This window comes from Qipengyuania gaetbuli, from assembly GCF_020171365.1.
Taxonomy (GTDB): Bacteria; Pseudomonadota; Alphaproteobacteria; order Sphingomonadales; family Sphingomonadaceae; genus Qipengyuania; species Qipengyuania gaetbuli_B.
Genome location: NZ_JAIUZO010000002.1, coordinates 1300875 through 1327845, shown reverse-complemented (window position 1 = coordinate 1327845; position 26971 = coordinate 1300875). Strand labels below are relative to the sequence as shown.

The window sequence follows — 26971 nt, the reverse complement described above, 5'->3', positions numbered from 1 at the left end:
CCTAGGCAGGCGTGAACGACGCCCCGATCAAGGCGGTCCTCGGGCCCACCAATACCGGCAAGACCCACCTCGCCATCGAGCGCATGTGTGCGCATTCGAGCGGTGCGATCGGTTTCCCGCTGCGCCTGCTCGCGCGCGAGGTCTACGACAGGGTGGTGGCGATAAAGGGCGAGAAGTCGGTCGCACTCATCACCGGCGAACAGCGGATCGAGCCGCCCGGCGCACGCTATCTGTGCTGCACGGTAGAAGCGATGCCGCGCGATGCGGGTGAGCGGGCCTTCGTCGCGCTGGACGAGGCGCAGCTGTCCGCCGACCGCGAGCGGGGGCATGTCTTCACCGACCGCCTGCTTAATGCGCGGGGGCGCGAGGAGACCATGATCCTCGGCGCGGCCACATTGGAGCCGATGGTCCGGGCGCTGGTGCCCAGGGCGGAAATCTCCGCCAGGCCGCGCTTTTCCACGCTCACCCATATCGGCCCGCGCAAGCTTTCGCGCCTGCCGCCGCGCAGCGCCGTTGTCGCGTTCAGTTCCGAGGCTGTCTACGCGGTCGCCGAGATGCTGCGCCGCTTTCGCGGAGGTGCCGCCGTGGTCATGGGCGCGCTTTCACCGGAAACGCGTAACAAGCAGGTCGAATTGTTCCAGAATGGTGATGTGGATTACATCGTCGCCACCGATGCCATCGGAATGGGCCTCAACCTTGACGTGAACCATGTCGCCTTTGCCGGCCTCACCAAGTTCGACGGGGTGCGCATGCGGCGGCTGCATCCGGCCGAGATGGCACAGATCGCCGGGCGCGCCGGGCGCCACCAGCGCGACGGCACCTTCGGCACGCTTGCCGGAGCGGGCGGCAAGTTCGGCCCTGCGCCCGAATTCACCGAGGAAGAGATCTACGCGATCGAGGAGCACCGTTTCGCCCCCATCACCAAGCTGTTCTGGCGCGAGGCGGAGCCGCGATTCGATTCGCTCGCAACCCTCATCGCCGATCTGGAGACGCCCCCGGCCCACGAGGCCTTGCGGCTTGCGCCCGAAGCGATCGACCTCGCCACGCTGAAGCGGTTGGCCGAGGAGCCCTTTGCCGCCACGATCCGCGGACACGGCAAGGTCCGGCGTTTCTGGGAAGCCTGTTCGCTGCCCGATTTCCGCCAGCGCGGGCCCGACGTGCATGCCCGCTTCGTCGCACGGCTGTGGCAGGACCTACACGAGGGCTATATCGGCGCGGACTACGTTGCCGCACGGATCTCGGAACTCGACAATACGAGCGGCGACATCGATACGCTCCAGGGGCGGATCGCTGCGATTCGCAGCTGGGCCTATATCTGCCAGCGTCCCGACTGGGTGCTGGCGCGTGACGAAATGGCGTCACGGGCAAGAGGCGTGGAAGCAAAACTGTCGGACGCGCTCCATGCGCGGCTGACCGAAAGATTCGTGAACCGGAGGACGGCAATCCTGATGAAATCGCTGGGACAGGACGCGGGGCTGCTCCCCATCGCGCTGGACGCAGAAGGCGTGCTGCGCGTCGAGGACGAGGCGCTCGGCCATGTCGAGGGGTTCCGCTTCGTAGTCGACCAGGCCGCCAACCATGCCGACCGCAAGATGCTGCTGGCCGCAGCCGAGAAGGCCTTGCCGCGCATCCTGGGCGAACGGGCCGAGGCACTCGCCGCCTCGGATATGGCGGAGGTCGAACTGTCGCGCGGGGCGATCCGGTGGAAGAGCCACATGCTGGCCAAGCTCCATCCGCGAGACGGCCAGCTGAAACCTGAACTCGAGCCTGCGCGCGAACTCGCGACCTTGCCCGAGGCATCGCGCAAGGCGCTGATGGCCGCGCTCGGCACCTGGCTCGACGGCAAGCTCGAACCGCTCGAACCCCTGCACCGGATGCATGTTGCCGCGACCAATCCCGATGCCGGGTCGCAGGCGCGCGCGCTGCTGCTCAACCTCATCGCCGGGCACGGCTTCGTCACGCGTGAAAAGGCAGGGCTTGAACACCTGCCGAAGGAAATGCGCCCCTTCCTGCGCAAGATCGGCGTGACCTTCGGCGCGCTCGACATCTATTCGCCGCTGCTGCTCAAGCCCGCACCGCGCCAGCTGCTCGCGGCGCTCGGCATCGACCGGCGCCCGCTGCAGGACGCAATGCTGCCGGTCATCCCGGATGCGAAGAAGCTGCCCTCGGGCTATCGCCATGCCGGGACGCAGGCGATCCGGCTGGACCTGGCGGAAAAGATCTTCCGCGCCGCGCACGATGCGCGGACCAAGGCTGGCGGCAAGCGGCGCTTTGCGCTCGACCTTGCCCTGCCCATCTCGATCGGGCTGGAGGAAAAGAACGCCGAGCGGCTGCTGGGTCAGGCCGGCTTTCGCGTCCAGCGCGCCCGCCCGCTGGCCGAAGGCGCCTTCGGGCCGCCGCGTCCCGACCAGTGGGAATGGCGCCCTGCGGCGCGGCGCAAGCAGAACCAGCGCCCTGCGCCCGCACCGGCGAAACCGCGCGAAGGCAGCGCCTTTGCGGGCCTTGCCGACCTCATGAAACAAGGCTGAGAGTGCGGATCGACCGCCTGCTGTGCTTCCTGCGCTTCGTGCGCACGCGCAGCGCGGCTCAAAGGCTGGTCGAAGAAGGACACATCCGCCGCAATGGAGAGCGCGTGACGCGCGCCAGCCGGGACATTGCCATCGGTGATGTGCTCACGCTCCCGCTGGGGAACGCGGTGCGCCTCATCGAGGTTGTGGAGTTGCCGACGCGCCGCGGTCCGCCGCGCGAAGCAGCGGCTTGCTATCGCGAACTTGACCCGGGCGGGCAAAGCGGAATAGCAGCACCTTAGCCATAGCGAGACAGGGAATTATCGCACCATGACCTACGTCGTCACCGACGCCTGCATCAAATGCAAATACACCGATTGCGTCGAGGTCTGTCCCGTCGACTGTTTCTACGAAGGCGAGAACATGCTCGTCATCAACCCGTCGGAATGCATCGACTGCGGCGTGTGCGAACCCGAATGCCCGGCCGAGGCGATCCTGCCCGATACCGAGGACAATCTCGAGAAGTGGCTCGAGCTGAACACCAAGTATTCCGCCGAATGGCCGAACATCACCCAGAAGAAGGAACCGCCGGCCGACGCCGACGATCACAAGGGTGAAGAGGACAAGTTCGACAAGTACTTCAGCACCGAACCCGGCGAAGGCGACTGATCGTCGCCAGCGCCATCGGACGCAGCTGCATTCCATGGTGACTTGAGGTGCCGGCCCTGCGCGGCCGGCAGCGATGGCCCGTGCGCAATCGGAAGATTCGATTGCCCGGGCCCGAAAGCGTCAAAGACTCGCAATAATCCACAAGCTGTGCTATATAATGCAACAACTGCGCCGGTGTGCTCCCGGCCAGATGTGAGAATCGAAAGGGCCGGAAGAGCAACCAATCCGCAAGTCGACCGTTATGCCGCATGCCTCCCCCCGGGTGCGGACAGGTCTATTTTGCTGCTTGGCCAAGCCTCCCGCCCCGAGAAAGGATTGATTCATGGCGAGCAAGGCTGATGCCTTCGACGTTGGCGACTACGTTGTCTATCCCAAGCACGGCGTTGGCCGTGTCATCGAACTGCAGAGCGAGGAAATCGCCGGCATGCAGCTCGACCTCTATGTGCTCCGCTTCGAGAAGGAACGCATGACGTTGCGCGTTCCGGTCAACAAGGTCGAATCGATCGGCATGCGCAAGCTGTCGTCGGACAAGACGCTCAAGGAAGCGATGGAAACCCTGAAGGGCAAGCCCAAGGTGAAGCGCACCATGTGGTCGCGCCGCGCCCAGGAGTACGAAGCCAAGATCAATTCGGGCGAAATCGTCCTGATTGCCGAGGTGACCCGCGACCTGTTCCGCCCGGACGACCAGCCGGAACAGAGCTATTCGGAACGCCAGATCTTCGAAGCGGCGTCGAGCCGTCTCGCCCGCGAACTCGCGGCGATGGAAAAGACCGACGAAGCGACCGCGCTCGAGAAGATCCTCGACGTGCTGCGCGAACATGCGCCGCAGTATTACGAGAACACCGAAGAAGCCTGATCGGCCAAGACCATTGCTGCTTCGACGAAGGGGCCGCTCCGCAAGGAGCGGCCCTTTTCGCATGGGTTGAACCCACCCTCTCGCTGTATTATATCGCCAATACGGACTAGCGGGATAGGCAGAGGGAAGGCCGCATGATGATTACCAGGATTCTCAAGGGACTCGCCCCGGTCGCAGCACTGGCGGCGGGCGCACTCCTCGCAGGTTGCGACGGGGTCAACATCCAGATCGGCGATGGCGAAGGCGTGCCGCTGGCGGAACTCGACACGAGCGGAGCGGCGCCGACCGAAATCGTCCTTGCCGCCCCTGACAATGTGATTGTCACCCACGGCGCAGCACTCGACATCGACGTGACTGGCGACCAAGCGGCCGTGGATGCCATGCGTTTCCACATTGAAAAGGACGCGCTAGCCATCTCGCGCGCCAAGGACAGCGGCAAGGATCTCGGCCGCGCCACCGTGCGCGTCACCATGCCCAGCCTCAAGGCCATGGTCCTTGCCGGTTCGGGCACGATCGAGGCCGATCGCATGGACGAGAACGCCGACGTCACGGTGGCCGGATCGGGTTCGGTGAAGGTCGCGAAAATGGACGTCAGCAGCCTCGACGTGACGATCGCCGGCTCGGGCGATTTCGAGGCGACCGGCAGCACGGACAAGCTCGACCTGACCGTTGCCGGATCGGGTAGCAGCAAGATGGGCGGCTTAAAGGCCGGCTCCGCCGATATCTCGGTGGTCGGATCGGGCGATGCGGAATTCGATTCCGACGGCACGGTCGATGCCAGCATCGTCGGCGCGGGCAGTGTGACCGTGAACGGCAATGCGACCTGCACCGTGTCCTCGGTCGGATCGGGCAAGCTGACCTGCAAGGGCGGCACGACCAAGGCCAAGGCCGAGGCACCCGAACCGCCGGCAGCGCCCGAAGCTCCGGAAGCACCGAAAGCACCGGAAGCCTAATTCATCGCCTGATAAGAGAAATTCGGCTAGGCGGCGCAGTGAAAGGAATTTCGATGCGCCGCCCGGCCTTTTTTGTGCTCCCGTTCGCCGCTTTGGCCACCAGCGCCTGCGTCGGCACGCTCGTCGACGTCGCGACTGCGCCGGTCCGCGTGGTCAGCAAGGGTGTCGACCTTGCCACGACCAGCCAGTCGGAAGCCGACGAAAAGCGTGGCCGCGAAATCCGCCGGCGCGAAGAGCAACTGGCCAAGCTCGAACGCCAGTACGAAAAGCAGCTCGACGAATGCGAGAAGGGCAAGCGCAGGTCCTGCGATGATGCCCGCGACACCTATGCCGAGATGCAGCAGATCCTGCCCACCATCCCGGTCGAGCCCAGGGACGACTAATCCGCCGGCGTTGCCCCCCTTCGCAGGCGGTCGTTGATGGCCACTCCCACCCCTTCATGGGGAACCGCTGCAACCGCGATGCGCGGCTTATCCGACCGTGCGCCTTCGTGGAGACAGGCATAAAGGCGTGACGCCGCCTCGATCAGGTTGCCATTCGCCGACAGCGTGCAATCACCCCCAACGGCGCCGAAACCGATCAGGAATTCGTCAGGCTGCGCGTCCACAGCATCGAGGCGGACGGGCTTGCCGGGTGCATAGTGGCTCGCCAGTTGGCCCGGCGCCTCGATACCGCCACCTTCCGGGGAAGAGTCGCGCGGCGCGACTTTGACCGGGCCCGGTCGCAATTCCTGAAGAGTACCGTCCTCACGTACTGCCACGATCGTCGATTCAAGCCCGGCACGGCATTCACCTCCATCGAGCACCGCATCGATCCGCCCGTCGAGCGAAGCGAGCACATGGGCCGCGCTGGTCGGGCTGATGAAGCCGCTGCGATTGGCCGAAGGTGCTGCAATCGGCGCCCCGGCCTGATGCAACATCGCGCGCATGACAGGGTGATCGGGCATGCGCAGCGCAATCGTCGGCAGGCCTGCCGTAACTGCCGCCGCGAGCCCCGCGTCCTCGCGGCGTTGGAGCACAAGTGTCAGAGGCCCGGGCCAGTGCTCTTCTGCCAAGGCCTCCGCCTCGGCGTTGAAGTACGCCAGCCGCCTTGCCTGTTCCATTGTCGAGACATGGACGATCAGCGGGTTGAAACTGGGGCGCCCTTTCGCCTCGTAAATCCGCGCCACCGCGGCGTCGCTGTCGGCCCGCGCAGCAAGGCCGTAAACCGTTTCTGTCGGCACGGCGACAAGGCCGCCTTCGCGCAGAATCGCAGCCGCGCGGGCAATGCCACCTTCGTCGGCCTGAAGCGTTTCCGTAGCGTATTTGCCGCCCATGCCCGCGCGCTATATCTGACGCTGCAGAAAGCCAAGAGGAATGCACCCGTGACCTACACTCCAGCCACCCAGGACCAGCTGCTCGCCATCCGCGTCAATGCCGGGATCGAAGAGCTGGCGAGAACCGAGAAATTCGCGGCGGCCGAGCCCGACATGGTCGAGGCCATCGTCGAGGGAGTGGGCCAGTTCGCCGCCGGCGAGTTCGCCCCGCTCAACCGTGTGGGCGATCTGGAAGGTGCAAAGCTGGAAAACGGCCTCGTGCGCCTGCCCGACGGCTATGCCGAAGCCTACGAGGCCTATGTCGAGCAGGGCTGGAACGCGATTGCCTCGCCCGCCGAGTTTGGCGGACAGGGCCTACCCTTCACGCTGGCCTGCAACGTGCTCGAAAACCTCGGCACGGCGAACATGGCGTTCAACCTGCTGCCGATGCTCAGCGTCGGGGCCATCGAGGCGCTGGAACATCACGGCTCGGAAGACCTGCAGCAGAAGTACCTGCCGAAGCTGGTGAGCGGCGAATGGTCGGGCACGATGAACCTTACCGAACCGCAGGCCGGCAGCGATGTCGGCGCGCTGCGTGCGACCGCCATGCCGATCGAGGATGGCGAGCATGCCGGCAAGTACCGGATCAAGGGCCAGAAGATCTACATCACCTGGGGCGAGCACGAGCTGTCGAAGAACATCATCCACCTCGTCCTTGCGCGCCTGCCCGAGGCGCCCGAGGGCAGCCGCGGCATCTCGCTCTTCGTCGTGCCGAAATATCACGTGAATTCAGATGGTTCGCTCGGTCCGCGCAATGATGTGCGCTGCGTCAGCCTCGAACACAAGCTCGGCATCAACGCCTCGCCGACCTGCGTCATGAGCTATGGCGACAATGACGAGTGCATCGGTGAACTGGTCGGCGCGCCCAACCGCGGCCTCGCGGCCATGTTCACGATGATGAACAATGCGCGCATCAATGTCGGCAACCAGGGCGTCCAGATCGGCGAGCGAGCGACGCAGCAGGCGCTCGGCTACGCGCGGGATCGCGTCCAGTCGGCCCGTGCAGGCTCGCCCGACAAGAATCCCGTCGCCATCGTCGAGCATCCCGACGTGCGCCGCATGTTGCTGCGCATGAAGGCGCTGACCGAAGGTGCGCGCGCGCTGCTCTACTACACCGCCGGCCAGGTCGATCGCGGCGTTCTGGGCGATGAGGCCGCCCGGACGCGCGGCGAGATCCTGACCCCGCTGATCAAGGCATGGGGCACCGATATCGGAACCGAGGTTGCGAGCCTCGGGATCCAGGTCCACGGCGGCATGGGCTTCGTCGAGGAAACCGGCGCGGCCCAGCACTGGCGCGATTCGCGCATCGCCCCGATCTACGAGGGTACAAACGGCATCCAGGCTGCCGACCTCGTCACTCGCAAGCTCGGGCTCGACGGCGGAGAGGCGCTGGTATCGCTGGCAGCGGATATCGCGCGAGACTGCGCGGACGAACCGGCGCTGGCCGCGCTCGCTCAGGATTGCGCTTCCGTGGCCGCGTGGATGAGCGATGAAGCCAGCCTCGACGATCGGCTCGCCGGCAGCGTCCCCTTCACCACCATGCTCGCAGTGGCGGTCGCAGGCTGGCAGCTGGTACGCCAGCTTCGCGCAGTGGAAGCGGGTGCTGCGCCGTCGCTAGCCGTCACGAAGCCTGCCAGCGTGCGCTTCTTCCTTGACCGGATAGTGCCGGAGGCTGCGGGCCTGCGGACGTCGGCCATGGCAGGTGCCGAAGCGCTTTACGCGATCGATACCGAGGCCCTGCTCGGCTGACGCAAGTCGCGCGGCGCGACTTTAGTCGGCAGTTACCTGCCGCGCATAATCGTCGCGCCCGAAAGTCGCCTCCTGCCCGCGCAGTTCGCGCTGCGGCGGCAAGCGGCGCCCGGTAACCCGCTCGATCGCAGCCTGCGGCTTCGCGCCGGGTGCGCTGACACGCCAGATGATGCCGGCGGTATCGTCGCTGACGAGCAGCGAACCGTCGCTCGCCCATTCGACCCAGGTCGGCCGCCCGCGCGTCGTGCCGTCACCGGTCAGGAAGCCGCCAAGGACCTCGACCGGCTGCCCGGTCGGATTGCCGCGCTCGTCGAAGGCGACATAGACCACGTCGTAACCCGAGGGCGGCTTGCGGTTCCACGAACCGTGGCGTGCGATGAACGCGCCGCTCGAGAACTTGTCGCCCAGCGCAGCCCCTTCGCGGCTGAATACGAGGCCCAGCGCCGCGACGTGGGGCCCGAGTGCATATTCGGGCGTGCGCACGTAGTTGATGTAGCTCGGATAGGGGTATTTCACCCGGCGGTCGAAATTGTCGCCGAAATAGACCCAGGGCCAACCGTACTGTGCGCCGACAGGTACATTGGTGAGGTAGTCGGGCACGAGGTCGGAGCCAAGCATGTCGCGCTCGTTCACGGTGGTCCAGAGTTCGCCCGACCACGGGCTGAAATCGAGGCCGTTGGCATTGCGCAGACCGCCTGCAAAGACGCGGCGCCTGCCGGTCTCGAGGTTCACTTCCCAGATCAGCGCGCGGCCTTCTTCGGCTTCCATGCCCTTGTCGGCGATGTTCGTATCCGAGCCGACTGCGATGTAGAGGCGGTCGCCTTCGGGGTGGAGCGCAAGGTTGCGCATCCAGTGCCCGCCAGCCGGCGCCAGATCTGTGATCTTGCGCGGATCGCCGGATACGCCGTCAGCGCCCAGCTCATAAGGGTAGGCCAGGACCTCGTCGTGATTGGCGACGTAGAGCGTGCCGTCGCCCCATGCGAGGCCCGAAGGCGAATCGAGCCCGTCGAGCAGCACCTTGCGCGTTTCGGCAACGCCGTCGCCGTCGCCATCGCGCAGCAGGACGACCTGGTTGGGCGATTCGCCACCCGCACCGGCGCGGCTCATCAGCAAGTCCGCAATCCATGCCGTAATCCCGCCCTCGTCCTTGGCCGGAGCGCGGGTCAGCGAGACGAGGATATCGCCATTGGGCAACGCCTGCACCGTGCGCGGGTGCTCGAGCCCTTCAGCGAAGCGGTTGACGGCAAGACCTTCTGCGGCATCGGGCGCTTCGCCCTCTGCCCAGCCCACCGGCTCGGCGATGGCGACCGTCGGGAAGGTTTCCGCATCGGGTTCGTCAAGACGCGGATCTGTGCCGACCACCTCGTCGAACGGAATATCGGCCGTATCCCCGCGCGAGAGGAAATAGAACGCGATGGCAAGGATCGCGACGATGACGAGAAGGGCGATGCCCAGCTTCTTGAGAATGCTCATGATGCAGGCGATACGACAGGCCCGCCGCGCTCGCAACGCCCCTTGCAAGCGCGGCTCTTTCGCCTAGATCGCTCGACATGTTCGATTTTCGCCCCGCCCCGGATTGCCCCAAGCCCGAAGCCTATCGCCAGCTGGTCGATGCCGCCGACGCGTTGACGTCGAGCGAGCCCGACGCTGTGGCAAACATGGCCAATATCGCCGCCTTGCTGTGGGATTTCCTGCCCGATCTCAACTGGGCGGGTTTCTACCGCATGGTGGACGGTGAGCTGGTGCTCGGCCCCTTCATGGGTCGCCCGGCCTGTATCCGCATCCCGCTGGGGAGCGGCGTTTGCGGGGCCGCCGCGCAAAGCGGTGAAACGCAGCTGGTCGAAGATGTTCACGCCTTCCCCGACCACATCGCCTGCGATGCGATCACAAATTCGGAACTCGTCGTGCCGGTCATGCGTGACGGCAAGGTGATCGCGGTTATCGATCTCGACAGCCCGTCGAAGGCGCGGTTCGACGAGGAAGACCGCGCCGGAATCGAGCAATTGGCACGAATTCTCGCCAACCGGATCTGATTCTGCCCCGAAAGGGGACGCTGGTGCAGCTTTTTTGCCGGTATTGCGTGCGGATGATAGTTTCGCCTGAAATCGCCAATCCCCGCGTGGAGCGCCCGTCATGAACCGTACCGCCCTTGCCCTTGCCGGCCTTGCAGCCATCTCCGGCGCTCCTGCCCTAGCACAGGAAGCTAAGCCGGCCGAACGGGTCATCGAGATAGAGGAGCGGGTCATGCTCCCCGCCGAAGCCGTCACTCCCCAGGGCGAGCCGGTCGTTATCGAGCGGATCATCATCCGCCGCGATCCGGCGCAGGCTGGCGCCGACTGGGTGCAGCAGGACGGCACCATTCACCGGTTCCACTCCATGCCTGCAAATACCGTACGTTCAATGACTTATGTTCCATCTGGCGGCGCCGGCGCCTTCCCGGTTCCGCCAGGTGGACGCATCGTCCAGTTCGATCGCGCCGCCTGGCTTGCCGAGTGCCGCGATCGGCTTTCGACCTATGAAGACGACAAGCGCGGCGATGCTATCGGTGCGCTGGCAGGCGCCGCACTGGGCGGCGTCCTCGGCAACCGCATAGCAGGTCGGGGAAACCGGACGCTTGGGACCGTCGCCGGGGTAGTCGCAGGCGGGCTGGCCGGTGCTGCTATCGGCGATGCGGTAGAGGGCGATCCGCAACCTTCGGCCGAGGCTTATGGTGAATGCGAGGCCTATCTCGACGATTATATGGCCAGCGCACAGTCGGGCGAACTGAGCGGAACCCCTGCCTATTACGGACAGGAATACATGCTGGTGCCTGTCACGATAACCGTCCCGCAAAGGGCGGTTTACCGCGAAGTCGAGGTCGAAACCAGGGAATAAGGGGGAGCGGACGTCACAGCGTCCACCCCGCCTCAGATATCGCCGCCGGTCAGGCGCTGGCAGATGAGATCCAGCTGGTCGAGCGTGCGATAGCGGATGGTCACCGTACCGGTATTCGGCGTCCCGTCGGTCCTGATCTGCACCGGTAGTCCGAGAAATTCCTCAAGGTGCCCCTGCACTGCCGCGATATCGGCATCGGTTTCAGCTTCGGGAACGCTGGGCCGCGACTTGCGTGGCTTGGCCCCGGCACCGCCCTTTCGCGCGAGTTTCTCGACTTCGCGGACCGAAAGACCTTCCTTCACCGCGCGCGAGGCGAGTTCCGACGCGCTTTCATTGCCGATCAGCGCGCGGGCATGACCCATGGAAAGCTTGCCGTTCGCGAGCAGGGCCAGGACATCCTCGGGCAGCGCCAGCAGGCGCTGCAGGTTTGCGACATGGCTGCGCGACTTGTCGACGAGGCCGGCGATTTCCGCCTGTGTCATGCCCTCGTCATCGGCAAGCTTCTGATATGCCCGCGCTTCTTCCAACGGATTGAGATCTTCGCGCTGGAGGTTTTCGATCAGCGCCAGCGCCAGGACCTCGCGCTGGTCGAGTTCGCGGATGATGGCGGGGATCTGGTGTAGCCTTGCGCGCTGCGCTGCGCGCCAGCGACGTTCACCGGCAACAAGGCGATAACGCCCTCCGCTGCGCGGCGTGACGATGATGGGCTGGATAACGCCGCGCTGGGCGATCGAGGCCGCAAGTTCGTCCAGCGCATCGCTGTCGAAGTGGGTACGCGGCTGCCCCGGCAGCGGCTCGATATCCGCAACCGGAATGCTGGCAAGACCCGTGCTGGCCTGCGCGGGCGATGAACCGGTTAAATCGCTGGTTTCGCTGGGGGAATTGACCAATGGCTCTTCGCGCTGGACCTCGCCCAGAAGCGCGCCGAGGCCGCGGCCGAGTTTCTTCTTGCGGTCGATAGCCTGGCTCATGCGGCCTTCCTTCTTTCCGGCAGGCGCCCGATCAGCTCGCGCGCCAATCCGATGTAGGCGCGGCTGCCGGGACAGTTGTGGTCATAGACGAGCGCGGGCATCCCGTGGCTCGGCGCTTCCGACAGGCGGACATTGCGCGGAATGACGTTTTCGAAAACCAGATTGCCGAGGCAATCGCGAACATCGTCGGCCACTTGGTCGGTCAGGCGGTTGCGACGGTCGAACATCGTCAGCGCCACGCCGACAATGCCGAGATCGGGGTTGAAGCGCTGCTGCACCCGCTCCACCGTCTGCAAGAGCTGGCTAAGGCCCTCCAGCGCGAAGAATTCGCATTGCAAGGGCACGAGCAGCGTGTCCGCCGCGCCAAGTGCATTCAGCGTCAGTAGGCCCAGCGAAGGCGGACAATCGATGAAGCAGATGTCGTATCCGGCAAAACCGCCCTTCCCGGCCTGCCCCAGCGCCTTGGACAGGCGCGCGGTGCGATCTTCCACCGAAACGAGCTCGACTTCGGCACCGGACAGGTCCTGCGTGGCCGGGACGATATCCAGGCCCGGAATTTCGGTCGGCTGCGCGCACTGCGCCATCGAGGCTTCCTCCAAGAGCAGGTCGTAACTCGTGAATTCACGCGCCGAACCTTCGATACCCATGCCCGTCGAGGCGTTTCCTTGCGGGTCCAGATCGATGAGCAGGGTTTTCCAGCCGGTGGCAGCCATCGCAGTTGCGATATTGATGGCGGTTGTGGTTTTGCCCACCCCGCCCTTTTGGTTGGCAATTGCGACGGTAATCATTGTTTTTCCCTCACTTTGCCCCTGCCAACGACGATTCCCGCCTCGCCATCCGTAACAGATTGTTCCACGTGGAACATGTTACGGAGCGTTTTTGGAAGTTCCTGCACTTCCTGCGCTGCCGACCGCCCCTTGGGCAACACCCAATACGTCCGCTCTGTGGAGAAGCGTGCGGATAACCGGAGGAGTTTTGGCAACGGCGCGAAGGCTCGTGCGGAAATCACGCCTGCCGAAAAACTTTCGACCAGCTCCAGTCGGCTGCCCTCGATATGACAGTTTGCCAAACCAAGTTCGTCCCTCATCCGCTCGAGCCAGGCGACTCGCAATTTGCGCGATTCGACGAGAACAACCTCCATCTCAGGGCGGAGAGCTGCCATGACGAGTCCCGGAAGACCCGCCCCCGTCCCAAGGTCCAGCCACGGTCCCGATGTTTCACGTGGAACATGGTCGAGAAGCTGGGCCGAATCGGCAAAGTGCCGCGACCACATGCTATCGAGCGAGGCCTTTGCCACGAGGTTCTGGCGCTCGTTTTCCTCCGCAAGTGCGTCACCGAGACGTTCCAGACGTTCGAGCGCAGCCGCATCGGCGAAGCGAGCGACATAGTCGCGCGCACTGCTTTCATCGTCGATCATGCCGCAACCCCCTGCGCCCGCTTCACATGCACAAGCAGCGCGGCAAGCGCAGATGGAGTAACGCCGCGCACGCGGCCCGCCGCGGCGAGGGAGGCGGGCTGGGCCGCCGACAGTCGCTCGACCATTTCGTTGGAAAGCCCCGGGACCGCGGCATAGGCGAAGCTGTCTGGAATGCGCAGGTTCTCGCCCGCGCGTAACTCCCGCAGCTCTGCGTCCTGCCGCTCCAGATAGGGCGCGTAAAAGGCATCCTCCGCCATCTCTATGGCGAGCGGATCTGCCGGATCCAGGCCCTCGACAAGATCGGCAAGGTTTTCGATCGACACGTGACCGCCGCGAAGCCATTCGGCTGCGGGGCGGGTTCCCATGTCGAGACGCACGGTCTTACCTTCATCTTTCAGCGCACGGGCAGATATCGGGGTTTCGAGCAAGCCTTGGATGACCTGCTGGCGCTCGTTACGGCGGGCAAACCACTCACGGCGCTCCTCGCCGACAAGCCCTGCAGTAAGCCCGAGGGGGGTAAGGCGCGTGTCGGCGTTGGCGGCGCGTAGCCGCAAGCGGTACTCCGCGCGCGCGGTGAGCATGCGATAAGGTTCGGTGACGCCCTGAAGCGTGAGATCGTCGACCATCACCGCGATGTAGGAATTCGAGCGGTCCAACTTGGCACTCTGACGTCCCAGAACGGCAGCTGCCGCCTCCATGCCGGCCACCAATCCCTGCGCGGCGGCTTCCTCGTATCCCGTCGTCCCGTTGATCTGCCCCGCACAGTAGAGGCCGGGAATGTCCCGAACCTCCAGCGTGGAGCGGAGGGCGCGCGGGTCGATATGGTCGTACTCGACCGCATAGCCCGGAACCTCCATATCCACCCGCTCGAGGCCTTCCATGGCACGAAGCATGCCGAGCTGCACATCGGTCGGAAGCGACGTGCTGATGCCATTGGGATAGACAAGGTGCGTCGATAGCCCTTCCGGCTCCAGGAAGACCTGGTGTCCGTCCCGGTCGCCGAATCGGTGGATCTTGTCCTCGATCGAGGGGCAATAGCGCGGGCCTGCCGCACCGATGGCACCGGAAAACAGGGGCGAACGGTCGAGATTGGCCCGGATGAGGTCGTGTGCCCGTTCATTGGTGCGCGTGATCGCACAGAACACCTGCGGATTGACCCTCCCCTCCGAAAGGGACGACATCGTCCACATCTCGCCATCGGACGGCTGCCCTTCCAGGCGCGCCCAGTCGATGGTGCGCCCGTCGAGACGTGGCGGGGTGCCGGTCTTGAGGCGAGCCATCGGCAAGGCGGCATCGCGCAATTGGGTCGCAAGCTTGTTTGCGGCGTCCTCGCCAATGCGCCCACCCTCGAAGCGCTCCTCGCCGCGGAATAGCGTACCACCAAGGAAGGTCCCGGTGCACAGGACGACGGCATCGCCTTGGAGCACTGATCCGTCCGCAAGTTCGAGACCGTTGACGCGGCCATTCGAAAGCTTCAGGGCTGCGGCCTCGCCTTCGACAAGGGTGAGGTTATCCTGCCGCGCCACGATACCCTGCACCGCCGCATGGAAAAGTCGGCGGTCGGCCTGGATGCGCGGCCCCCAAACGGCGCTTCCCTTCGAGCGATTGAGCATCCGGTAATGGATTGCCGCTGCATCGGCAGCGCGGCCGATAACTCCGTCCAGCGCATCGACCTCGCGGACGAGGTGTCCCTTCCCCAAGCCGCCGATTGCCGGGTTGCAGCTCATAGCGCCGATCTTGGACAGGTCGAAGCTCACCAGCGCGGTGCGTGCGCCCATGCGCGCCGAGGCACAAGCGGCCTCGACGCCGGCATGGCCGCCGCCGATAACGATGACTTCGAAGGACTGCATGGTTGGGCCGATAATTGCCTTTACGCGGAGCGTCAAAGGCGAAGATGTTCCACGTGAAACACTATTTGCCGATGCAGAAGCGGCCGAACAGGGCGTCGAGCACATCTTCTGTCGAATGCCGGCCAAGCAAACGGTCCAGCGAACGTCGTGCAATTCGCAGTCTTTCGCCGATCAGCAGGAGGTCCTCGCTGGACGAAACGCCTTCGATTGCATCATAGGCATCCGACAGCGATTCCGCCTGTCTTTGGTTGAATGCCGTAACGCCGGGCTTGGGAAGCAACTGGCGAGCGCGCTGCACCAGGTCTGCAATCAATGCCTCGACGCCCTCGCCCGTCTGCGCCGAGACGTAATGCGCAGCGTTCGACTTGGCTGCGCCCTGGATATCGCTCTTGGCCGAAATCTCGAGCGACCCGGCCGGTCCCTGCCCCTCATCGCCCAGCCACAGGATGATATCCGAGCGATCTAGCTCACGCCTCGCGCGGTCGATCCCGATGCTTTCGAGGGAGCCGGCACCACTTTCCCGTAATCCAGCCGTATCGACGAGGATGAAAGGCACCCCTCCGAAGGCGACCGGACGCTCGATCACGTCGCGGGTCGTTCCTGCCTCTTCCGAGACGATAGCTGCTCCCTCGTCGAGCAACGCGTTGAAAAGCGAAGATTTGCCAGCATTGGGCGGGCCGGCAAAAACCACCCTGATCCCGTCGCGCAAGCGCTCTGCACGGGGTGCATCGAGGGCTGCGCGCCAATCGGCAGCCAGCGTTGCCGCTGCATCGGTAAATTCGGGCGGAAGCGCCTCCACATCGTCCTCGTCCGAGAAATCGAGCGCGGCCTCGACCTGAGCGGAAAGGCCCAGCAGCCGGTCGCGCCAGGCTTCGACCTGGCGGGAAAGCTGCCCGCCTGCCGACCCCTCCGCCGCGCGGCGCTGCAATTCGGTTTCGGCAGACAGGAGATCGGCAAGACCTTCGGCCTCCGCCAGATCGACCACCCCATTGGCAAAGGCGCGCCTCGTGAACTCGCCCGGTTCCGCGCGGCGCAGGCCCTCCATCGCGCCAAGCGCGCGCTCGATCGCGGTAACGACTGCCCTGCCACCGTGACAGTGGATTTCGGCAAGGTCTTCGCCTGTCGCGGTGCGAGGACCATCGAAGAGCAGGACCAGCGCCCTGTCGAGCACTCCGCCCTCGCCGTCCTTCAGCGTGCGCAACGAGGCGGTTCGTGGAGCAGGTAGGCTTCCCGCAAGGCCTTCAAGCGCCCTCGCCGCAGCCGGGCCGCTGATGCGGATCACACCGATGGCGGCAGGCGGCGACCCGCTGGAAAGCGCGAATATCGTATCGGTCACTGACGGTGCCGGACTCAGTCGTCGGACGGTTTGTCCGGCTTGGAAGACGTGCGCGCAGCGTTGGCGCCTTCCATGAAGCTCTGGAACAGCTTGAAGCCGGCCTGGCCCATGGGCGCGAGCTGCTTGGCATATTCCTGCAGCTGGTCAGTGTTGGAGACGCCTTTCATCGCCTTCGACATCATGTCGACATAGACAGCGTTTGCCTTCCCCACGTCGGGCAAGCCCATGAAGGTCCGCGCCTCCTCCGGCGTACAGTCGATTTCGATATGGACCTTCATCGCGTTTCCTCCGTTGAGTGCTGGAGCGCACTTCTGGTGTCTGACACTATCTGGGTTTGCCAGCCCCGCACCGCAAGCGCTAGGCCTGCAATCGATCAAGGGAGAGAATACGCAATGAGCGAGATGGTCAGCATTTCCACGCTGGATGGTGAGAACAGCTTCAACGCCTATGTCGCGCGCCCGCAAGGCACCCCGCGCGCCGCGATCGTGGTCATCCAGGAAATCTTCGGCGTGAATGCCGGCATCCGCCGCAAGTGCGACAAGCTGGCCGAAGATGGCTACCTCGCCGTGGCTCCCGACCTTTTCTGGCAGTTCGAAGACGGTATCGAGCTCGATCCCGATATCGAGGCGGAAATGGGCAAGGCTCTGGATTTGTTCGGCAAATTCGACCAGGACCAGGGCGTTCGCGATATCGAGGCGGCCATCCGCTACGCCCGCTCGCAAGGCTGCGCCAAGGTTGGCGCGGTCGGCTACTGCCTCGGCGGACGGCTCGCCTACATGACCGCGGCGCGCACCGACAGCGATGCCTCGGTCGGCTATTACGCAGTCGGGATCGACAATCTGCTGCGCGAAAAGCACGCCATCGCCAATCCGCTGATGCTTCACATCCCGACCGAAGACGGCTTCGTCGACAAGGCGACGCAGCAAGCCATGCATGACGGCCTCGGCGACCATCCCAAGGTCACGCTGCACGATTACGAAGGGCTGGATCACGGTTTCGCGACCGAATTCGGCAAGCGCCGCAGCGAAGAGGCGGCCCAGCTGGCCGATTCGCGCACCAGCGCCTTCTTTGCCGAACATCTCGGCTGAGCCGGACGCGGGGCGTGGACAGGCTTCCCTTTCGTTACATCATCCCGGTCGTCCTGTACCTGTTGGTCGGGGCGGCCTGGATCCTCGAACCGGCGCGCTGGACCTTGTGGTTCCTTCTTCCCGGCCTGCTCCTCGCGATCTGGGATTTTGCGCAGGAAAAACATACTCTTAGAAGGAACTACCCGCTCGTCGCTCGCATCAGGTGGGTGATGGAAGACCTGCGCCCCTTTGCGCAGTCCTACATCGTGGAAGACGATCTGGAGGGGCGCCCTTTCAGCCACCAGGCGCGGGCGCTGGTCTATGCGCGGGCCAAGGGCGATCTCGATTCGCATCCGATGGGCACCGAACTCGACGTCTATTCGGACGAATACGAGTGGGTCGGCCATTCCATCGCGCCGTCCCGCGACACACCCGAGGAATGGCGGGTCACCGTGGGAGAGAAGACCTGCGCGAAGCCCTATTCCTCATCGCTACTCAATATCTCGGCGATGAGCTTCGGCTCGCTGTCCGCCAAGGCCATCGAGGCTCTCAATGCCGGGGCGAAACTTGGCAATTTCGCGCACAACACCGGCGAAGGATCGATCAGCAAGTACCACCGCGAACCGGGCGGTGATCTCATCTGGGAACTGGGCAGTGGCTATTTCGGCGCGCGCGCAAAGGATGGCCGCTTCGATCCCGAGCAGTTCCGCGACAATGCGGCAAGCGACCAGGTCAAGATGATCGAATTGAAGCTGAGCCAAGGCGCCAAGCCCGGCCACGGCGGGGTATTGCCGGGCATAAAGGTCACGCCCGAAATCGCCGAGGCGCGCGGAGTGCCCGTCGGTGAGACCGTCACTTCGCCGGCAGCCCATCCCGAATTCGACACGCCGATCGAATTGCTCGAATTCGTGACTCGCCTGCGCGACCTGTCGGGCGGCAAACCCACCGGCATCAAGCTGTGCGTCGGCCAGCCGCACGAGATATTCGCCATCGGCAAGGCGATGATTGAAACAGGAATGCATCCCGACTTCATCACGGTGGACGGGGCCGAAGGCGGTACCGGTGCCGCCCCGCTAGAACTGAGCAATTCGGTCGGCATGCCGCTGCGCGAGGGGCAGATTTTCGTGCGCAACATGCTCGTCGGCACGGAATTTCGCGACAAGGTGAAGATTGCCACCTCCGGCAAGATCCATTCGGGCGCCCAGATGGCCAAGAGCTTCGCCCTGGGTGGGGACTGGTGCAATGCCGCGCGGCCTTTCATGTTCTCGCTCGGCTGCGTCCAGTCGATGAACTGCCACAAGGGCACCTGCCCCACCGGCATTGCCACGCAGGACGCCTGGCGCCAGCGCGGCCTGGTTGTCGAGGACAAGGCGCCCCGCGTCGCCCGTTTCCAGCGCCAGACGCTTCATGCGCTGAGAGAAATCACCATCGCCATGGGCCTCGACAATCCCTGGCAGATGCAGCCGATGGACATGCGCGAGCGGATCAACGGCGCTCGCTCGGACGCCTTCGACAAGATCTACTACTTCGCGGAACCCGGCGTATTGCTGGACAAGCCGTCCTCGACCCCCCTCGCCCGCCACTGGGAAGCGGCGCGGGCCAACAGTTTCAGGAGACATTGATGAGTGCGGAACAAGGCCTCGGGCGCTGGCACAAGGTTATCGAGAACGGGTCCGATCCGGCCGAGCTTGCAGCTATCATACGGCCCGATGCGGTGTTCCATTCGCCGGTCGTCCACACGCCGCAGGTGGGGCGCGATATCGTCGTCGCCTATCTTTCGGCCGCGGGCCAGACGCTCGGCAACGACAGTTTCACCTACGTCCGCGAACTGGTGGACGGAGAGAATGCCATGCTCGAATTCACCACCGAGATGGACGGCATCAAGGTCAACGGCATCGACCTCATCCGCTTCGACGAGGACGGCCTGATTGCCGATTTCAAGGTCATGGTCCGCCCGCTCAAGGCCGTGAACAAGGTCTGGGAGATGATGGCTGCCCAGCTCGAACGGCAGAAGGCCGGCTGAAACGGCACCTGCGGCTCAATCGCGCAGGAATTCCTCGACCAGCCCTAGCACCCGCTCGCCGTCCGGTTTTCCTGCCAGTTCTTCGCGCAGCTGGTCGATGGCCGGCGGGCCGGTGAAATTGATCAGCCGCTTCATCGCCCAGTCGGGAAACCAGGGCTCCTGCGCCCCTTCGTCATAGACGATGGCGAGATCGGTATGGCGGGGATCACGCTCGATCTCGGCGAGCAGGCCTTCGACTTCCAGCGGCGGCCCTTCGAGGAATTGGAGGAACCGTTCGCCATCGTGCAGCAGGAAGCCGGTTATCCCGCGCGCAGGATTGCGGCGGTTGGAGGTGTCGATGATGTTGAACACCTCGGCGGTGGCGACACCTGCAGCGATGGTGCTGCGATAGACAATCCTCTTCACAAGCCCCCCACCCGGCAGGGTTTCCTGCCGGGCGCCCCTCTTCCTTACTGGTTCATATTGGCGAAGAAGTCCTCGTTGGTCTTGGAATCCTTCATCTTGTCGAGCAGGAATTCCATCGCGTCGACCGTGCCCATCTGCATGAGGATACGGCGCAGGACCCACATCTTCGACAGCTTGTCCTTCTCGACCAGCAGCTCTTCCTTGCGGGTGCCGGACTTGCCGACATCCAGCGCCGGGAAGATGCGCTTGTCCGCAACCTTGCGGTCGAGGACGATTTCCGAGTTACCGGTGCCCTTGAATTCTTCGAAGATGACTTCGTCCATACGGCTGCCGGTGTCGATCAGTGCGGTGGCGATGATGGACAGCGAACCGCCCTCTTCGATGTTGCGCGCCGCGCCGAAGAAGCGCTTCGGGCGCTGCAGTGCATTGGCGTCGACACCGCCGGTCAGCACCTTGCCCGAGCTGGGCACCACGGTGTTGTAGGCGCGGCCGAGACGCGTGATCGAGTCGAGCAGGATGACGACGTCGTGCTTGTGCTCGACGAGACGCTTGGCCTTTTCGATGACCATTTCGGCGACCTGCACGTGGCGATTGGCAGGCTCGTCGAAGGTCGAGGAGATGACCTCGCCCTTCACGCTGCGCTGCATGTCGGTAACTTCCTCCGGACGCTCGTCGACGAGCAGGACCAGCAGGAAGACTTCCGGGTGGTTATCGGTGATCGCCTTGGCGATGTTCTGCAGCAGCACGGTCTTACCGGTGCGCGGCGGTGCGACGATCAGTGCGCGCTGGCCCTTGCCTTGCGGCGAGATGATGTCGATCACGCGGGCCGACTTGTCCTTGACCGTCGGATCGAGCGTGTCGAGCGTCAGCTTCTCTTCGGGATAGAGCGGCGTGAGGTTGTCGAAATTGGTGCGGTGACGGACCGCATCCGGATCGTCGAAATTGACCTGGTAGAGCTTGGTCAGGGCGAAATAGCGCTCGCCTTCCTTGGGAGCGCGGATTTCGCCTTCGACGGTATCGCCCGTGCGCAGGCCCCATTTGCGGACCTGGTTAGGCGAGACGTAGATATCGTCGGGACCGGCAAGGTAGTTCGCCTCGGGGCTGCGCAGGAAGCCGAAGCCGTCCTGCAGCACCTCGATGGTGCCGATACCCATGATCTTTTCTTCGTATTCCTCGTCTTCGGCGAGCTCACGAAGGATGCAGAACATCAGGTCCTGCCGGCGCATGGTCGATGCGCCTTCGACGCCCAGTTCCTCGGCCATTGCCACGAGGTCTGCGGGCGTTTTCGCTTTCAAGTCTTTGAGATGCATAAATTTTACTCGATAAATCTGGGAATGGCCGGCGGGTCGGTATGGGCTTGGGGAAAGCGGACCCGGCGCCGTCAGTCATGCGGTGCCATTTGCCGGTGATGGGTGTGAAATAGGACTGCGCCCGCGCGCCGTCAATTGGCAAACGCGGATGGTGGGCCCCCGATCAGAACGGACGGACGACCACCAGCACGACGATGAAGGCGAGCAGGATGCCCGGCACCTCGCCATAGACGCGCAGCTGCTTCTCGGTCAGCGGACGCTCCCCGCGGGCCATTGCCTTGGACCGGGCGACCATCATGCCGTGATAGCCGGTGAGCACGATCACGAGCAGCAGCTTGGCATGGAACCAGCCCTGGCTGAACGCGCCGCTCTGCATGGCCAGCAGCAGGCCGAGCACCCAGACCACGATCAGGCTGGGGGTGAGGATGATCTTGCGCAGCAGGCCCATGCGTTTGGCCCACAAGGCCTCGGCTTGGGATCCGGCCGCGGCGTCGTGGCAGTAGATCATCTGACGCGGCAGCATGAACAGGCCTGCCATCCAGAAGACCATGAAGATGATGTGCCCGGACTTGAGCCAGAGATAGGTCATCGCAAGAACGTCCTGCATGGGTTCGATCTAGTCATTGCGCGGCGCTTCGTCACCCCTGCCAGCCGCGCACGGTGGCAATCAGCCGCTCGACGTTTTCGATCGGCGTGCGCCGGTCGATCCCGTGGCCGAGGTTGAAGACATGGGGGCGGTCCGAAAAAGCCTCGAGGATTGCCTTGATGCGCCCTTCGAGGGCCGGACTACCCGAAAGCAGCAAAAGCGGGTCCAGATTGCCCTGTACGGCCATTCCGGCAGGCAATTCGCGTGCAACCCACAGCGGATCGAGCGTTTCATCCACGCCGACTGCCTTCACGCCCGTCTCGCGGGCATAGGCGGGCAGCTTCTCGCCCGAACCCTTGGGGAAGCCGATCACCGGGGTGTCGGGATGGCGCTGTGCCAGTGCAGCAACGATCGCAGCATTGGGCGCGATGACCCAGCGTTCGAATTCGTCGGGCGCAAGGCTGCCGGCCCAGGAATCGAACAGCTGCACCGCTTCGGCACCCGCCTCGATTTGGCCGGAGAGATATTCGACCGTTTCGCCGATGATGGCGTCGATGATCGCCTGCAGCTTGCCCGGATCGCGATAGGCAAGCGCGCGGGCATCGTGCTGGTCGCGGCTGCCCTCGCCTGCGACCATGTAGGTGGCTACGGTCCAGGGACTGCCGGCAAAGCCCAGCATGGTGACGCCTTCGGGCAGGCGCTGACGGCACAGGCGCACGGTCTGGTAGATCGGCTCGTAGCGCGAATGGTCGGCCGCCAGCCCTTCGAGCGCGGCATCGACCAGCGGCGGCGAGAGCTTGGGACCTTCGCCGGCGAGGAATTCGAGATGCTGGCCCATGGCGTGCGGCACGATCAGGATATCGGAGAACAGGATCGCCCCGTCGAAACCGAACCGGTCGATCGGCTGCAGCGTGATCTCGCACGCGGCTTCGCTGTCATAGGCCATGGCAAGGAAGCCGCCCTTCTCGGCGCGCAGGGCACGGTATTCGGGAAGGTACCGGCCTGCCTGGCGCATGAGCCAGAGCGGCACCTTGTCCGCGCGCTTGCCGTTCAGAGTGTCGAGCAGGAGGCCGGGCATCGAGAGAGAGTCCAATCCAATAAAAATGATTATTATAAGAGTTGAAGGAGTCTGTTGGCCCTGTGGATAATGGGCATAGCGGCCCCCTGCCTCATTTCTCCAGCAAGGGAAAGGGCGAGGGGCGGATTGCGACTCGGCAGATGGCTTGAGTCGAGTCAAACTTATCCCTGCTGTCCCCAGCCTGCGCATAAATCGGATTTGCTGTGCGGGAATCGCCCCCGAACAGGACTCGTAGCGGGGAGGGAATTCATCCCCGAACTTGTCGGCAGACCTGTCCCGTGGTTTATCCGGCGCTTCTCCACAGGCCGAAAGTCGCAACCATAACCGACCGCATCCACCTCCACCTGCTGTCCGATTCCACCGGTGAAACGCTAGAAATGCTGGCCAAGGCCGCGCTCGCCCAGTTCGACGATGCGGATGTCGTCCGGCATTTCTGGCCGATGGTGCGCTCGCGCCAGCATCTCGACCGGATCGTGCCCGAACTCAAGGCCAATCCGGGCCTCGTCCTGTTCACGCTCGTCAATCCCGAAGCCCGCGCGCGGCTGGAGGAAGTGTGCACCCAGAACGGCCTGCCCGCCGTGCCGATCCTCGACCGCGTGACCGAAGCGCTGGAGAAGGCGCTGGGCCAGGAGGCGCACGGCCGGCCGGGCCGCCAGCACCAGATGGACAAGGCCTATTTCGAACGTGTCGAGGCAATCCAGTTCACCATCGCCCATGACGACGGGATCGGCTGGGAAAACTGGGAAGAGGCGGACATCGTCCTGGCCGGTGTGTCGCGCAGCTCCAAGACGCCGACCAGCATCTACCTCGCCAACCGTGGCTACAAGGTGGCCAACATCCCGCTGGTGGTGGAAAGCCCGCCGCCGCCCAAGCTGTTCGAACTGAAGAAGCCGCTGGTCGTGGGTCTGACCACTGCGCCCGAACGGCTGGTCCAGATCCGCCGCAATCGCCTGCTGACGCTCAACGAACAGTCGCAGACCGCCTATATCGACAACGAGCGGGTGAAATCGGAAGTCGCCTTCGCCCGCCGCATGTTCGCCGATAACGGCTGGCCGGTGATCGATGTGACGCGCCGCTCGATCGAGGAAACCGCAGCTGCGATCATCCGCCTGTGCAGCGAACGCAGCCACAGGGCGGCAGGCGAATTCGAAGGAGGCAAGGCGATATGAGTGCGATTGCGGGCGAAGGCATTGTCCTCGCCTCGAATTCCGCCTCGCGCAAGGCGATGCTCGAAGCGGCAGGCGTCGCTTTCGAGGCGCGCGCTGGCGACGTGAACGAGCGCGCTCTCGAAGCGGAAATGGAAGACGCCGAACCGGCCGAAATCGCGCAGGCGCTGGCTGCGGCGAAGGCAACTGCGGTGGAGGCGAATGGCCTCGTTCTAGGCAGCGATTCGCTGGTCGAGGTCGAGGGGCGGCGGTTCGATAAGCCGGCCACGCGCGAGCAGGCGGCAGAACACCTGCGCTTCTTTTCGGGCAAGGTCATGACGCTGCACAGCGCCGCCGCTCTGGCGCGGGACGGACGCATCGTGTGGATGGGATCGGACTTCGCCCGGCTGAAGGTCCGCCAGCTCTCGGAAGAATTCATCGCGGCTTATCTCGATGCCGAATGGCCCGAGGTTTCCTATTGCGTCGGCGTGTTCCGGATCGAAGGGCCCGGCGTCCAATTGTTCGACAGCATCATGGGCGACCAGTTCACCGTGCTCGGCATGCCTTTGCTGCAGGTACTGGACGCGCTGCGCGAGGAAGGCGCCCTGCCCTCGTGACGATTTATGCGGAAGTCATTGGCGATCCCATCGCCCAGTCGAAGTCGCCCGCGATCCACGGGTTCTGGATCGACAAGCTCGGCCTCGATGCGGACTATCGTGCTCACCACGTGACCGCCGGCAATCTCGCTGCCTTTCTGGACGAGCGGCGCGGCGATCCCGACTGGCGCGGCTGCAATGTCACCATGCCGCACAAGCAGGCGGTCATTCCGATGCTCGACCGGCTCGAACCGCTCGCCCGCCGTGTCGGTGCGGTGAATACCATCGTCCGGGCACCGGACGGCGCGCTGGTGGGACGCAACACCGATGTGGCAGGCTTTCTCGAGCCGCTGCGCGAACGCCTCAAGTCCACGCATTACTTCCGCATGGCCCGGATCCTCGGCACGGGCGGCGCGGCGCGGGCCATTGTCGCGGGACTGGCAGGCGAAGGTTTCACCCTCGTTCTTGCCGGGCGCGACACGGGCAAGGCCGAGGCTCTGCTCGGCGAACTCGATCCGGGCGGGGAGCATCATGTCGCGCCGCTCGACCATTTCGCCAAACCCACCGATTTCGCCTTCGACGACCGCGAGGGTTGCTGCGACCTGGTCATCAACGCATCCCCGCTCGGCATGCGCGGCCAACCGCCGCTCGAATTCGACTGGAGCCATGCGCCCCCCGGTTCCGTTGCCTACGATATCGTGACCGATCCGGTCGAAACCCAATTCCTCAGGCAGGCGCGGTCGGCAGGTTTCGAGACCATCGACGGTCTCGCCATGCTGATCGGGCAAGCTGCGGCTGCATTCACCCATTTCTTCGGCGTCGAGCCCCCGCGCGGACACGATGTCGAACTGCGCGAAAGGCTGATGGCATGACCCGCCCCCTCATCGTCGGGCTGACCGGCTCCATCGGCATGGGCAAATCCACCGTCGCCGCCATGTTCGAACGCGCCGGCGTGCCGGTCTTCGACGCCGACAGGGAAGTGCGCGCCATGCAGGGCCCGGGCGGCGAACTGGTCGATGCGATCGAGCGGGAATTTCCCGGCAGCACCGATTCTGAAGGCGTGCTGCGCGACCGGCTGGGCCAGCAGGTTTTCGCCGATCCTCAAGCCCTCGCCCGGCTCGAGGGAATCGTCCATCCTGCCGTCGCCAAAAAACGCGGGGCCTTCCTGATCGAGCATGCCGGTCAGGACATGGTCGTGTTCGACATCCCGCTCCTGTTTGAAAAGGGCGGATCGCAGGCGGTGGACGCGGTCATCGTCGTCTCGGCTCCGGCCGAGGTGCAGCGCCAGCGCGTGCTGGCGCGTCCCGGCATGACGCCCGAGAAATTCGCCCACATCCTCTCGATCCAGGTGCCCGATATCGAGAAGCGCGAGCGGGCCGACCACGTAATCGACACCGGTACGAGCCTTGCCGAAACCGAGGCGGCGGTGCGCGCCCTCATCGAAAAGCTGCGCCAAGAAAAGCGCGGCTAAACCTCTTGTAATCCGTCAGCGCGAGTCCGATAGTCGGGCCAATGCGCGAGATCGTCTTCGACACCGAAACCACCGGGCTGGATCCAAGGACCGGCGACCGGATGGTCGAAATAGGCTGCATCGAACTGCTCAATCTCGTTCCCACCGGCGCGACCTATCACACCTATTACAATCCGGAACGCGACATGCCGGCCGGCGCGGAAGCCGTTCATGGGCTGTCGGCCTCGTTCCTGTCGGACAAGCCGCTGTTCCGCGACATTGCGCACGAATTGCTCGACTTCATCGGCGATGCGCCGCTGGTGGCGCATAACGCCGGTTTCGACTTCGCCTTCCTCAATGCCGAGCTGGCGCTGTGCGAACGCGAGGCGGTGTGCACCAGCCGCATGGTCGACACCGTCGCCATCGCCAAGAAGCGCCACCCGGGGGCCAAGCTTTCGCTCGACGCGCTGTGTACGCGCTACGGCATCGATCGCAGCCACCGTGTGAAGCATGGCGCGCTGCTCGACGCGGAACTGCTGGCGCAGGTCTATGTCGAGCTCAAGGGTGGCAGGCAGATCGGCCTCGAACTGGCCGCCGAGCGGGTGGTCCGGGTCGAGCGCGAAGTCATTGCGGTGCGCCAGGCGCCCGACCGCCCCCGGCGCGAGCCGCGGCCCCACGCTCCGAGCGAGGAAGAACTCGCGCGGCACAGGAAATTCATGTCCGGGATCGAAAACCCGCTCTGGGGATAGGTTCAGGTACCCATCCGGCGGACGGG

The 26971-nt window shown here is 64.5% G+C and carries 29 protein-coding genes; 17 read left to right on the top strand and 12 right to left on the bottom strand.

What is annotated here, in order from left to right; all coding sequences use genetic code 11:
- Positions 1–11: 11 nt before the first annotated feature.
- The 6 genes from LCL94_RS07140 (at position 12) to LCL94_RS07115 (ending at position 5368) form a co-directional block, all read left to right on the top strand.
- Positions 12–2528: a helicase-related protein gene (locus LCL94_RS07140; protein WP_224831604.1), complete on the top strand. Its 2517-nt coding sequence runs from the start codon at positions 12–14 to the stop codon at positions 2526–2528.
- Between the two features lie 2 nt (positions 2529–2530).
- Positions 2531–2809 (top strand): RNA-binding S4 domain-containing protein, encoded by a 279-nt coding sequence (locus LCL94_RS07135; RefSeq protein WP_222554784.1) that lies wholly within the window; start codon positions 2531–2533, stop codon positions 2807–2809.
- 28 nt (positions 2810–2837) lie between these two features.
- Positions 2838–3176 (top strand): ferredoxin FdxA, encoded by a 339-nt coding sequence (fdxA, locus tag LCL94_RS07130; protein ID WP_160608625.1) that lies wholly within the window; start codon positions 2838–2840, stop codon positions 3174–3176.
- Positions 3177–3498: 322 nt separating this feature from the next.
- Positions 3499–4032, top strand: coding sequence for a CarD family transcriptional regulator (locus LCL94_RS07125; RefSeq protein ID WP_006832856.1), 534 nt, complete (start codon positions 3499–3501; stop codon positions 4030–4032).
- A gap of 134 nt (positions 4033–4166) precedes the next feature.
- Positions 4167–4985: a head GIN domain-containing protein gene (locus LCL94_RS07120; RefSeq protein ID WP_224831603.1), complete on the top strand. Its 819-nt coding sequence runs from the start codon at positions 4167–4169 to the stop codon at positions 4983–4985.
- 53 nt (positions 4986–5038) lie between these two features.
- Complete coding sequence (locus LCL94_RS07115; protein WP_224831602.1) at positions 5039–5368, top strand: hypothetical protein; 330 nt, start codon at positions 5039–5041, stop codon at positions 5366–5368.
- Here LCL94_RS07115 and LCL94_RS07110 read toward each other — a convergent pair.
- Complete coding sequence (locus LCL94_RS07110) at positions 5365–6300, bottom strand: L-threonylcarbamoyladenylate synthase (RefSeq protein ID WP_224831601.1); 936 nt, start codon at positions 6298–6300, stop codon at positions 5365–5367. The genes LCL94_RS07115 and LCL94_RS07110 overlap by 4 nt on opposite strands.
- A gap of 48 nt (positions 6301–6348) precedes the next feature.
- Between LCL94_RS07110 and LCL94_RS07105 the strand changes: the two genes are divergently transcribed.
- Positions 6349–8088 (top strand): acyl-CoA dehydrogenase, encoded by a 1740-nt coding sequence (locus tag LCL94_RS07105; RefSeq protein ID WP_224831600.1) that lies wholly within the window; start codon positions 6349–6351, stop codon positions 8086–8088.
- Between the two features lie 21 nt (positions 8089–8109).
- Here the strand turns inward: LCL94_RS07105 and LCL94_RS07100 are convergent, their stop codons facing one another.
- Entirely contained in the window at positions 8110–9561 is a 1452-nt protein-coding gene (locus tag LCL94_RS07100) for a PQQ-dependent sugar dehydrogenase (protein ID WP_224831599.1), read from the bottom strand.
- Positions 9562–9638: 77 nt separating this feature from the next.
- Here LCL94_RS07100 and LCL94_RS07095 point away from each other — a divergent pair, with 77 nt between their 5' ends.
- On the top strand, positions 9639–10121 hold the full coding sequence (locus LCL94_RS07095; RefSeq protein ID WP_224831598.1) for a GAF domain-containing protein: 483 nt from the start codon (positions 9639–9641) through the stop codon (positions 10119–10121).
- 100 nt (positions 10122–10221) lie between these two features.
- Positions 10222–10962 carry a glycine zipper 2TM domain-containing protein gene (locus LCL94_RS13470; protein WP_318245569.1) on the top strand — a complete coding sequence of 247 codons (741 nt, stop codon included), beginning with the start codon at positions 10222–10224 and terminating at the stop codon, positions 10960–10962.
- A gap of 32 nt (positions 10963–10994) precedes the next feature.
- Here the strand turns inward: LCL94_RS13470 and LCL94_RS07085 are convergent, their stop codons facing one another.
- From LCL94_RS07085 to LCL94_RS07060, 6 genes are all read right to left on the bottom strand, one after another.
- A complete protein-coding gene (locus LCL94_RS07085) occupies positions 10995–11933 on the bottom strand; it encodes a ParB/RepB/Spo0J family partition protein (RefSeq protein ID WP_224831597.1) in 939 nt (312 codons plus the stop codon).
- Complete coding sequence (locus tag LCL94_RS07080) at positions 11930–12721, bottom strand: ParA family protein (protein WP_224831596.1); 792 nt, start codon at positions 12719–12721, stop codon at positions 11930–11932. Before LCL94_RS07080 ends, LCL94_RS07085 begins: the two co-directional genes overlap by 4 nt.
- A complete protein-coding gene (gene rsmG / locus LCL94_RS07075) occupies positions 12718–13350 on the bottom strand; it encodes a 16S rRNA (guanine(527)-N(7))-methyltransferase RsmG (protein ID WP_224831595.1) in 633 nt (210 codons plus the stop codon). The genes LCL94_RS07080 and rsmG overlap by 4 nt, the downstream gene beginning before the upstream one ends.
- Positions 13347–15200, bottom strand: coding sequence for a tRNA uridine-5-carboxymethylaminomethyl(34) synthesis enzyme MnmG (gene mnmG, locus LCL94_RS07070; protein WP_224831594.1), 1854 nt, complete (start codon positions 15198–15200; stop codon positions 13347–13349). Before mnmG ends, rsmG begins: the two co-directional genes overlap by 4 nt.
- A gap of 61 nt (positions 15201–15261) precedes the next feature.
- The gene (gene mnmE / locus LCL94_RS07065; RefSeq protein WP_224831593.1) at positions 15262–16536 is read right to left on the bottom strand and encodes a tRNA uridine-5-carboxymethylaminomethyl(34) synthesis GTPase MnmE; all 1275 of its coding nucleotides are present in this window, start codon (positions 16534–16536) and stop codon (positions 15262–15264) included.
- Between the two features lie 14 nt (positions 16537–16550).
- Positions 16551–16814, bottom strand: a complete 264-nt coding sequence (locus LCL94_RS07060) for a DUF6489 family protein (protein WP_224831592.1) — start codon at positions 16812–16814, stop codon at positions 16551–16553.
- A gap of 114 nt (positions 16815–16928) precedes the next feature.
- On the opposite strand from LCL94_RS07060, the gene LCL94_RS07055 reads away from it, so the two are divergent.
- Genes LCL94_RS07055 through LCL94_RS07045 form a run of 3 tightly spaced genes read left to right on the top strand, consistent with a single transcriptional unit; the run spans position 16929 to position 19626 of the window.
- The gene (locus tag LCL94_RS07055) at positions 16929–17624 is read left to right on the top strand and encodes a dienelactone hydrolase family protein (RefSeq protein ID WP_224831591.1); all 696 of its coding nucleotides are present in this window, start codon (positions 16929–16931) and stop codon (positions 17622–17624) included.
- Between the two features lie 14 nt (positions 17625–17638).
- Positions 17639–19225, top strand: coding sequence for an FMN-binding glutamate synthase family protein (locus tag LCL94_RS07050; RefSeq protein WP_224831590.1), 1587 nt, complete (start codon positions 17639–17641; stop codon positions 19223–19225).
- The gene (locus LCL94_RS07045; protein ID WP_224831589.1) at positions 19225–19626 is read left to right on the top strand and encodes a nuclear transport factor 2 family protein; all 402 of its coding nucleotides are present in this window, start codon (positions 19225–19227) and stop codon (positions 19624–19626) included. The genes LCL94_RS07050 and LCL94_RS07045 overlap by 1 nt, the downstream gene beginning before the upstream one ends.
- A gap of 15 nt (positions 19627–19641) precedes the next feature.
- Here LCL94_RS07045 and LCL94_RS07040 read toward each other — a convergent pair whose 3' ends face one another.
- The 4 genes from LCL94_RS07040 to hemE all read right to left on the bottom strand — a co-directional run bounded on the left by LCL94_RS07040 (position 19642) and on the right by hemE (position 23005).
- Positions 19642–20031, bottom strand: coding sequence for a BLUF domain-containing protein (locus LCL94_RS07040; protein WP_224831588.1), 390 nt, complete (start codon positions 20029–20031; stop codon positions 19642–19644).
- Positions 20032–20075: 44 nt separating this feature from the next.
- Positions 20076–21341, bottom strand: a complete 1266-nt coding sequence (gene rho, locus LCL94_RS07035) for a transcription termination factor Rho (protein ID WP_160608611.1) — start codon at positions 21339–21341, stop codon at positions 20076–20078.
- Positions 21342–21504: 163 nt separating this feature from the next.
- Complete coding sequence (locus tag LCL94_RS07030; protein ID WP_224831587.1) at positions 21505–21948, bottom strand: CopD family protein; 444 nt, start codon at positions 21946–21948, stop codon at positions 21505–21507.
- Positions 21949–21979: 31 nt separating this feature from the next.
- Positions 21980–23005 carry a uroporphyrinogen decarboxylase gene (gene hemE / locus LCL94_RS07025; RefSeq protein WP_224831586.1) on the bottom strand — a complete coding sequence of 342 codons (1026 nt, stop codon included), beginning with the start codon at positions 23003–23005 and terminating at the stop codon, positions 21980–21982.
- 278 nt (positions 23006–23283) lie between these two features.
- On the opposite strand from hemE, the gene LCL94_RS07020 reads away from it, so the two are divergent.
- From LCL94_RS07020 to dnaQ, 5 genes are read left to right on the top strand one after another with little or no spacing between them, the layout of a single operon-like run.
- Positions 23284–24174 (top strand): pyruvate, water dikinase regulatory protein, encoded by an 891-nt coding sequence (locus LCL94_RS07020; RefSeq protein WP_224831585.1) that lies wholly within the window; start codon positions 23284–23286, stop codon positions 24172–24174.
- The gene (locus LCL94_RS07015; RefSeq protein ID WP_224831584.1) at positions 24171–24767 is read left to right on the top strand and encodes a Maf family protein; all 597 of its coding nucleotides are present in this window, start codon (positions 24171–24173) and stop codon (positions 24765–24767) included. Before LCL94_RS07020 ends, LCL94_RS07015 begins: the two co-directional genes overlap by 4 nt.
- Positions 24764–25618, top strand: coding sequence for a shikimate dehydrogenase family protein (locus LCL94_RS07010; protein WP_224831583.1), 855 nt, complete (start codon positions 24764–24766; stop codon positions 25616–25618). The genes LCL94_RS07015 and LCL94_RS07010 overlap by 4 nt, the downstream gene beginning before the upstream one ends.
- Positions 25615–26217, top strand: coding sequence for a dephospho-CoA kinase (gene coaE, locus LCL94_RS07005; RefSeq protein ID WP_224831582.1), 603 nt, complete (start codon positions 25615–25617; stop codon positions 26215–26217). Before LCL94_RS07010 ends, coaE begins: the two co-directional genes overlap by 4 nt.
- 41 nt (positions 26218–26258) lie before the next feature.
- A complete protein-coding gene (gene dnaQ / locus LCL94_RS07000) occupies positions 26259–26945 on the top strand; it encodes a DNA polymerase III subunit epsilon (RefSeq protein WP_222554765.1) in 687 nt (228 codons plus the stop codon).
- Positions 26946–26971 lie beyond the last annotated feature (26 nt).

Excerpts from the sequence above, each read along its gene's own strand:
- fdxA (WP_160608625.1), top strand. The coding sequence starts at position 2,838 with ATGACCTACGTCGTCACCGACGCCTGCATCAAATGCAAATACACCGAT.
- LCL94_RS07125 (WP_006832856.1), top strand. The coding sequence starts at position 3,499 with ATGGCGAGCAAGGCTGATGCCTTCGACGTTGGCGACTACGTTGTCTAT.
- LCL94_RS07120 (WP_224831603.1), top strand. The coding sequence starts at position 4,167 with ATGATGATTACCAGGATTCTCAAGGGACTCGCCCCGGTCGCAGCACTG.
- LCL94_RS07115 (WP_224831602.1), top strand. The coding sequence starts at position 5,039 with ATGCGCCGCCCGGCCTTTTTTGTGCTCCCGTTCGCCGCTTTGGCCACC.
- LCL94_RS07110 (WP_224831601.1), bottom strand. The coding sequence starts at position 6,300 with ATGGGCGGCAAATACGCTACGGAAACGCTTCAGGCCGACGAAGGTGGC.
- LCL94_RS07100 (WP_224831599.1), bottom strand. The coding sequence starts at position 9,561 with ATGAGCATTCTCAAGAAGCTGGGCATCGCCCTTCTCGTCATCGTCGCG.
- LCL94_RS07095 (WP_224831598.1), top strand. The coding sequence starts at position 9,639 with ATGTTCGATTTTCGCCCCGCCCCGGATTGCCCCAAGCCCGAAGCCTAT.
- LCL94_RS13470 (WP_318245569.1), top strand. The coding sequence starts at position 10,222 with ATGAACCGTACCGCCCTTGCCCTTGCCGGCCTTGCAGCCATCTCCGGC.
- LCL94_RS07085 (WP_224831597.1), bottom strand. The coding sequence starts at position 11,933 with ATGAGCCAGGCTATCGACCGCAAGAAGAAACTCGGCCGCGGCCTCGGC.
- LCL94_RS07080 (WP_224831596.1), bottom strand. The coding sequence starts at position 12,721 with ATGATTACCGTCGCAATTGCCAACCAAAAGGGCGGGGTGGGCAAAACC.
- rsmG (WP_224831595.1), bottom strand. The coding sequence starts at position 13,350 with ATGATCGACGATGAAAGCAGTGCGCGCGACTATGTCGCTCGCTTCGCC.
- mnmG (WP_224831594.1), bottom strand. The coding sequence starts at position 15,200 with ATGCAGTCCTTCGAAGTCATCGTTATCGGCGGCGGCCATGCCGGCGTC.
- LCL94_RS07060 (WP_224831592.1), bottom strand. The coding sequence starts at position 16,814 with ATGAAGGTCCATATCGAAATCGACTGTACGCCGGAGGAGGCGCGGACC.
- LCL94_RS07055 (WP_224831591.1), top strand. The coding sequence starts at position 16,929 with ATGAGCGAGATGGTCAGCATTTCCACGCTGGATGGTGAGAACAGCTTC.
- LCL94_RS07045 (WP_224831589.1), top strand. The coding sequence starts at position 19,225 with ATGAGTGCGGAACAAGGCCTCGGGCGCTGGCACAAGGTTATCGAGAAC.
- rho (WP_160608611.1), bottom strand. The coding sequence starts at position 21,341 with ATGCATCTCAAAGACTTGAAAGCGAAAACGCCCGCAGACCTCGTGGCA.
- LCL94_RS07030 (WP_224831587.1), bottom strand. The coding sequence starts at position 21,948 with ATGCAGGACGTTCTTGCGATGACCTATCTCTGGCTCAAGTCCGGGCAC.
- hemE (WP_224831586.1), bottom strand. The coding sequence starts at position 23,005 with ATGCCCGGCCTCCTGCTCGACACTCTGAACGGCAAGCGCGCGGACAAG.
- LCL94_RS07015 (WP_224831584.1), top strand. The coding sequence starts at position 24,171 with ATGAGTGCGATTGCGGGCGAAGGCATTGTCCTCGCCTCGAATTCCGCC.
- coaE (WP_224831582.1), top strand. The coding sequence starts at position 25,615 with ATGACCCGCCCCCTCATCGTCGGGCTGACCGGCTCCATCGGCATGGGC.
- dnaQ (WP_222554765.1), top strand. The coding sequence starts at position 26,259 with ATGCGCGAGATCGTCTTCGACACCGAAACCACCGGGCTGGATCCAAGG.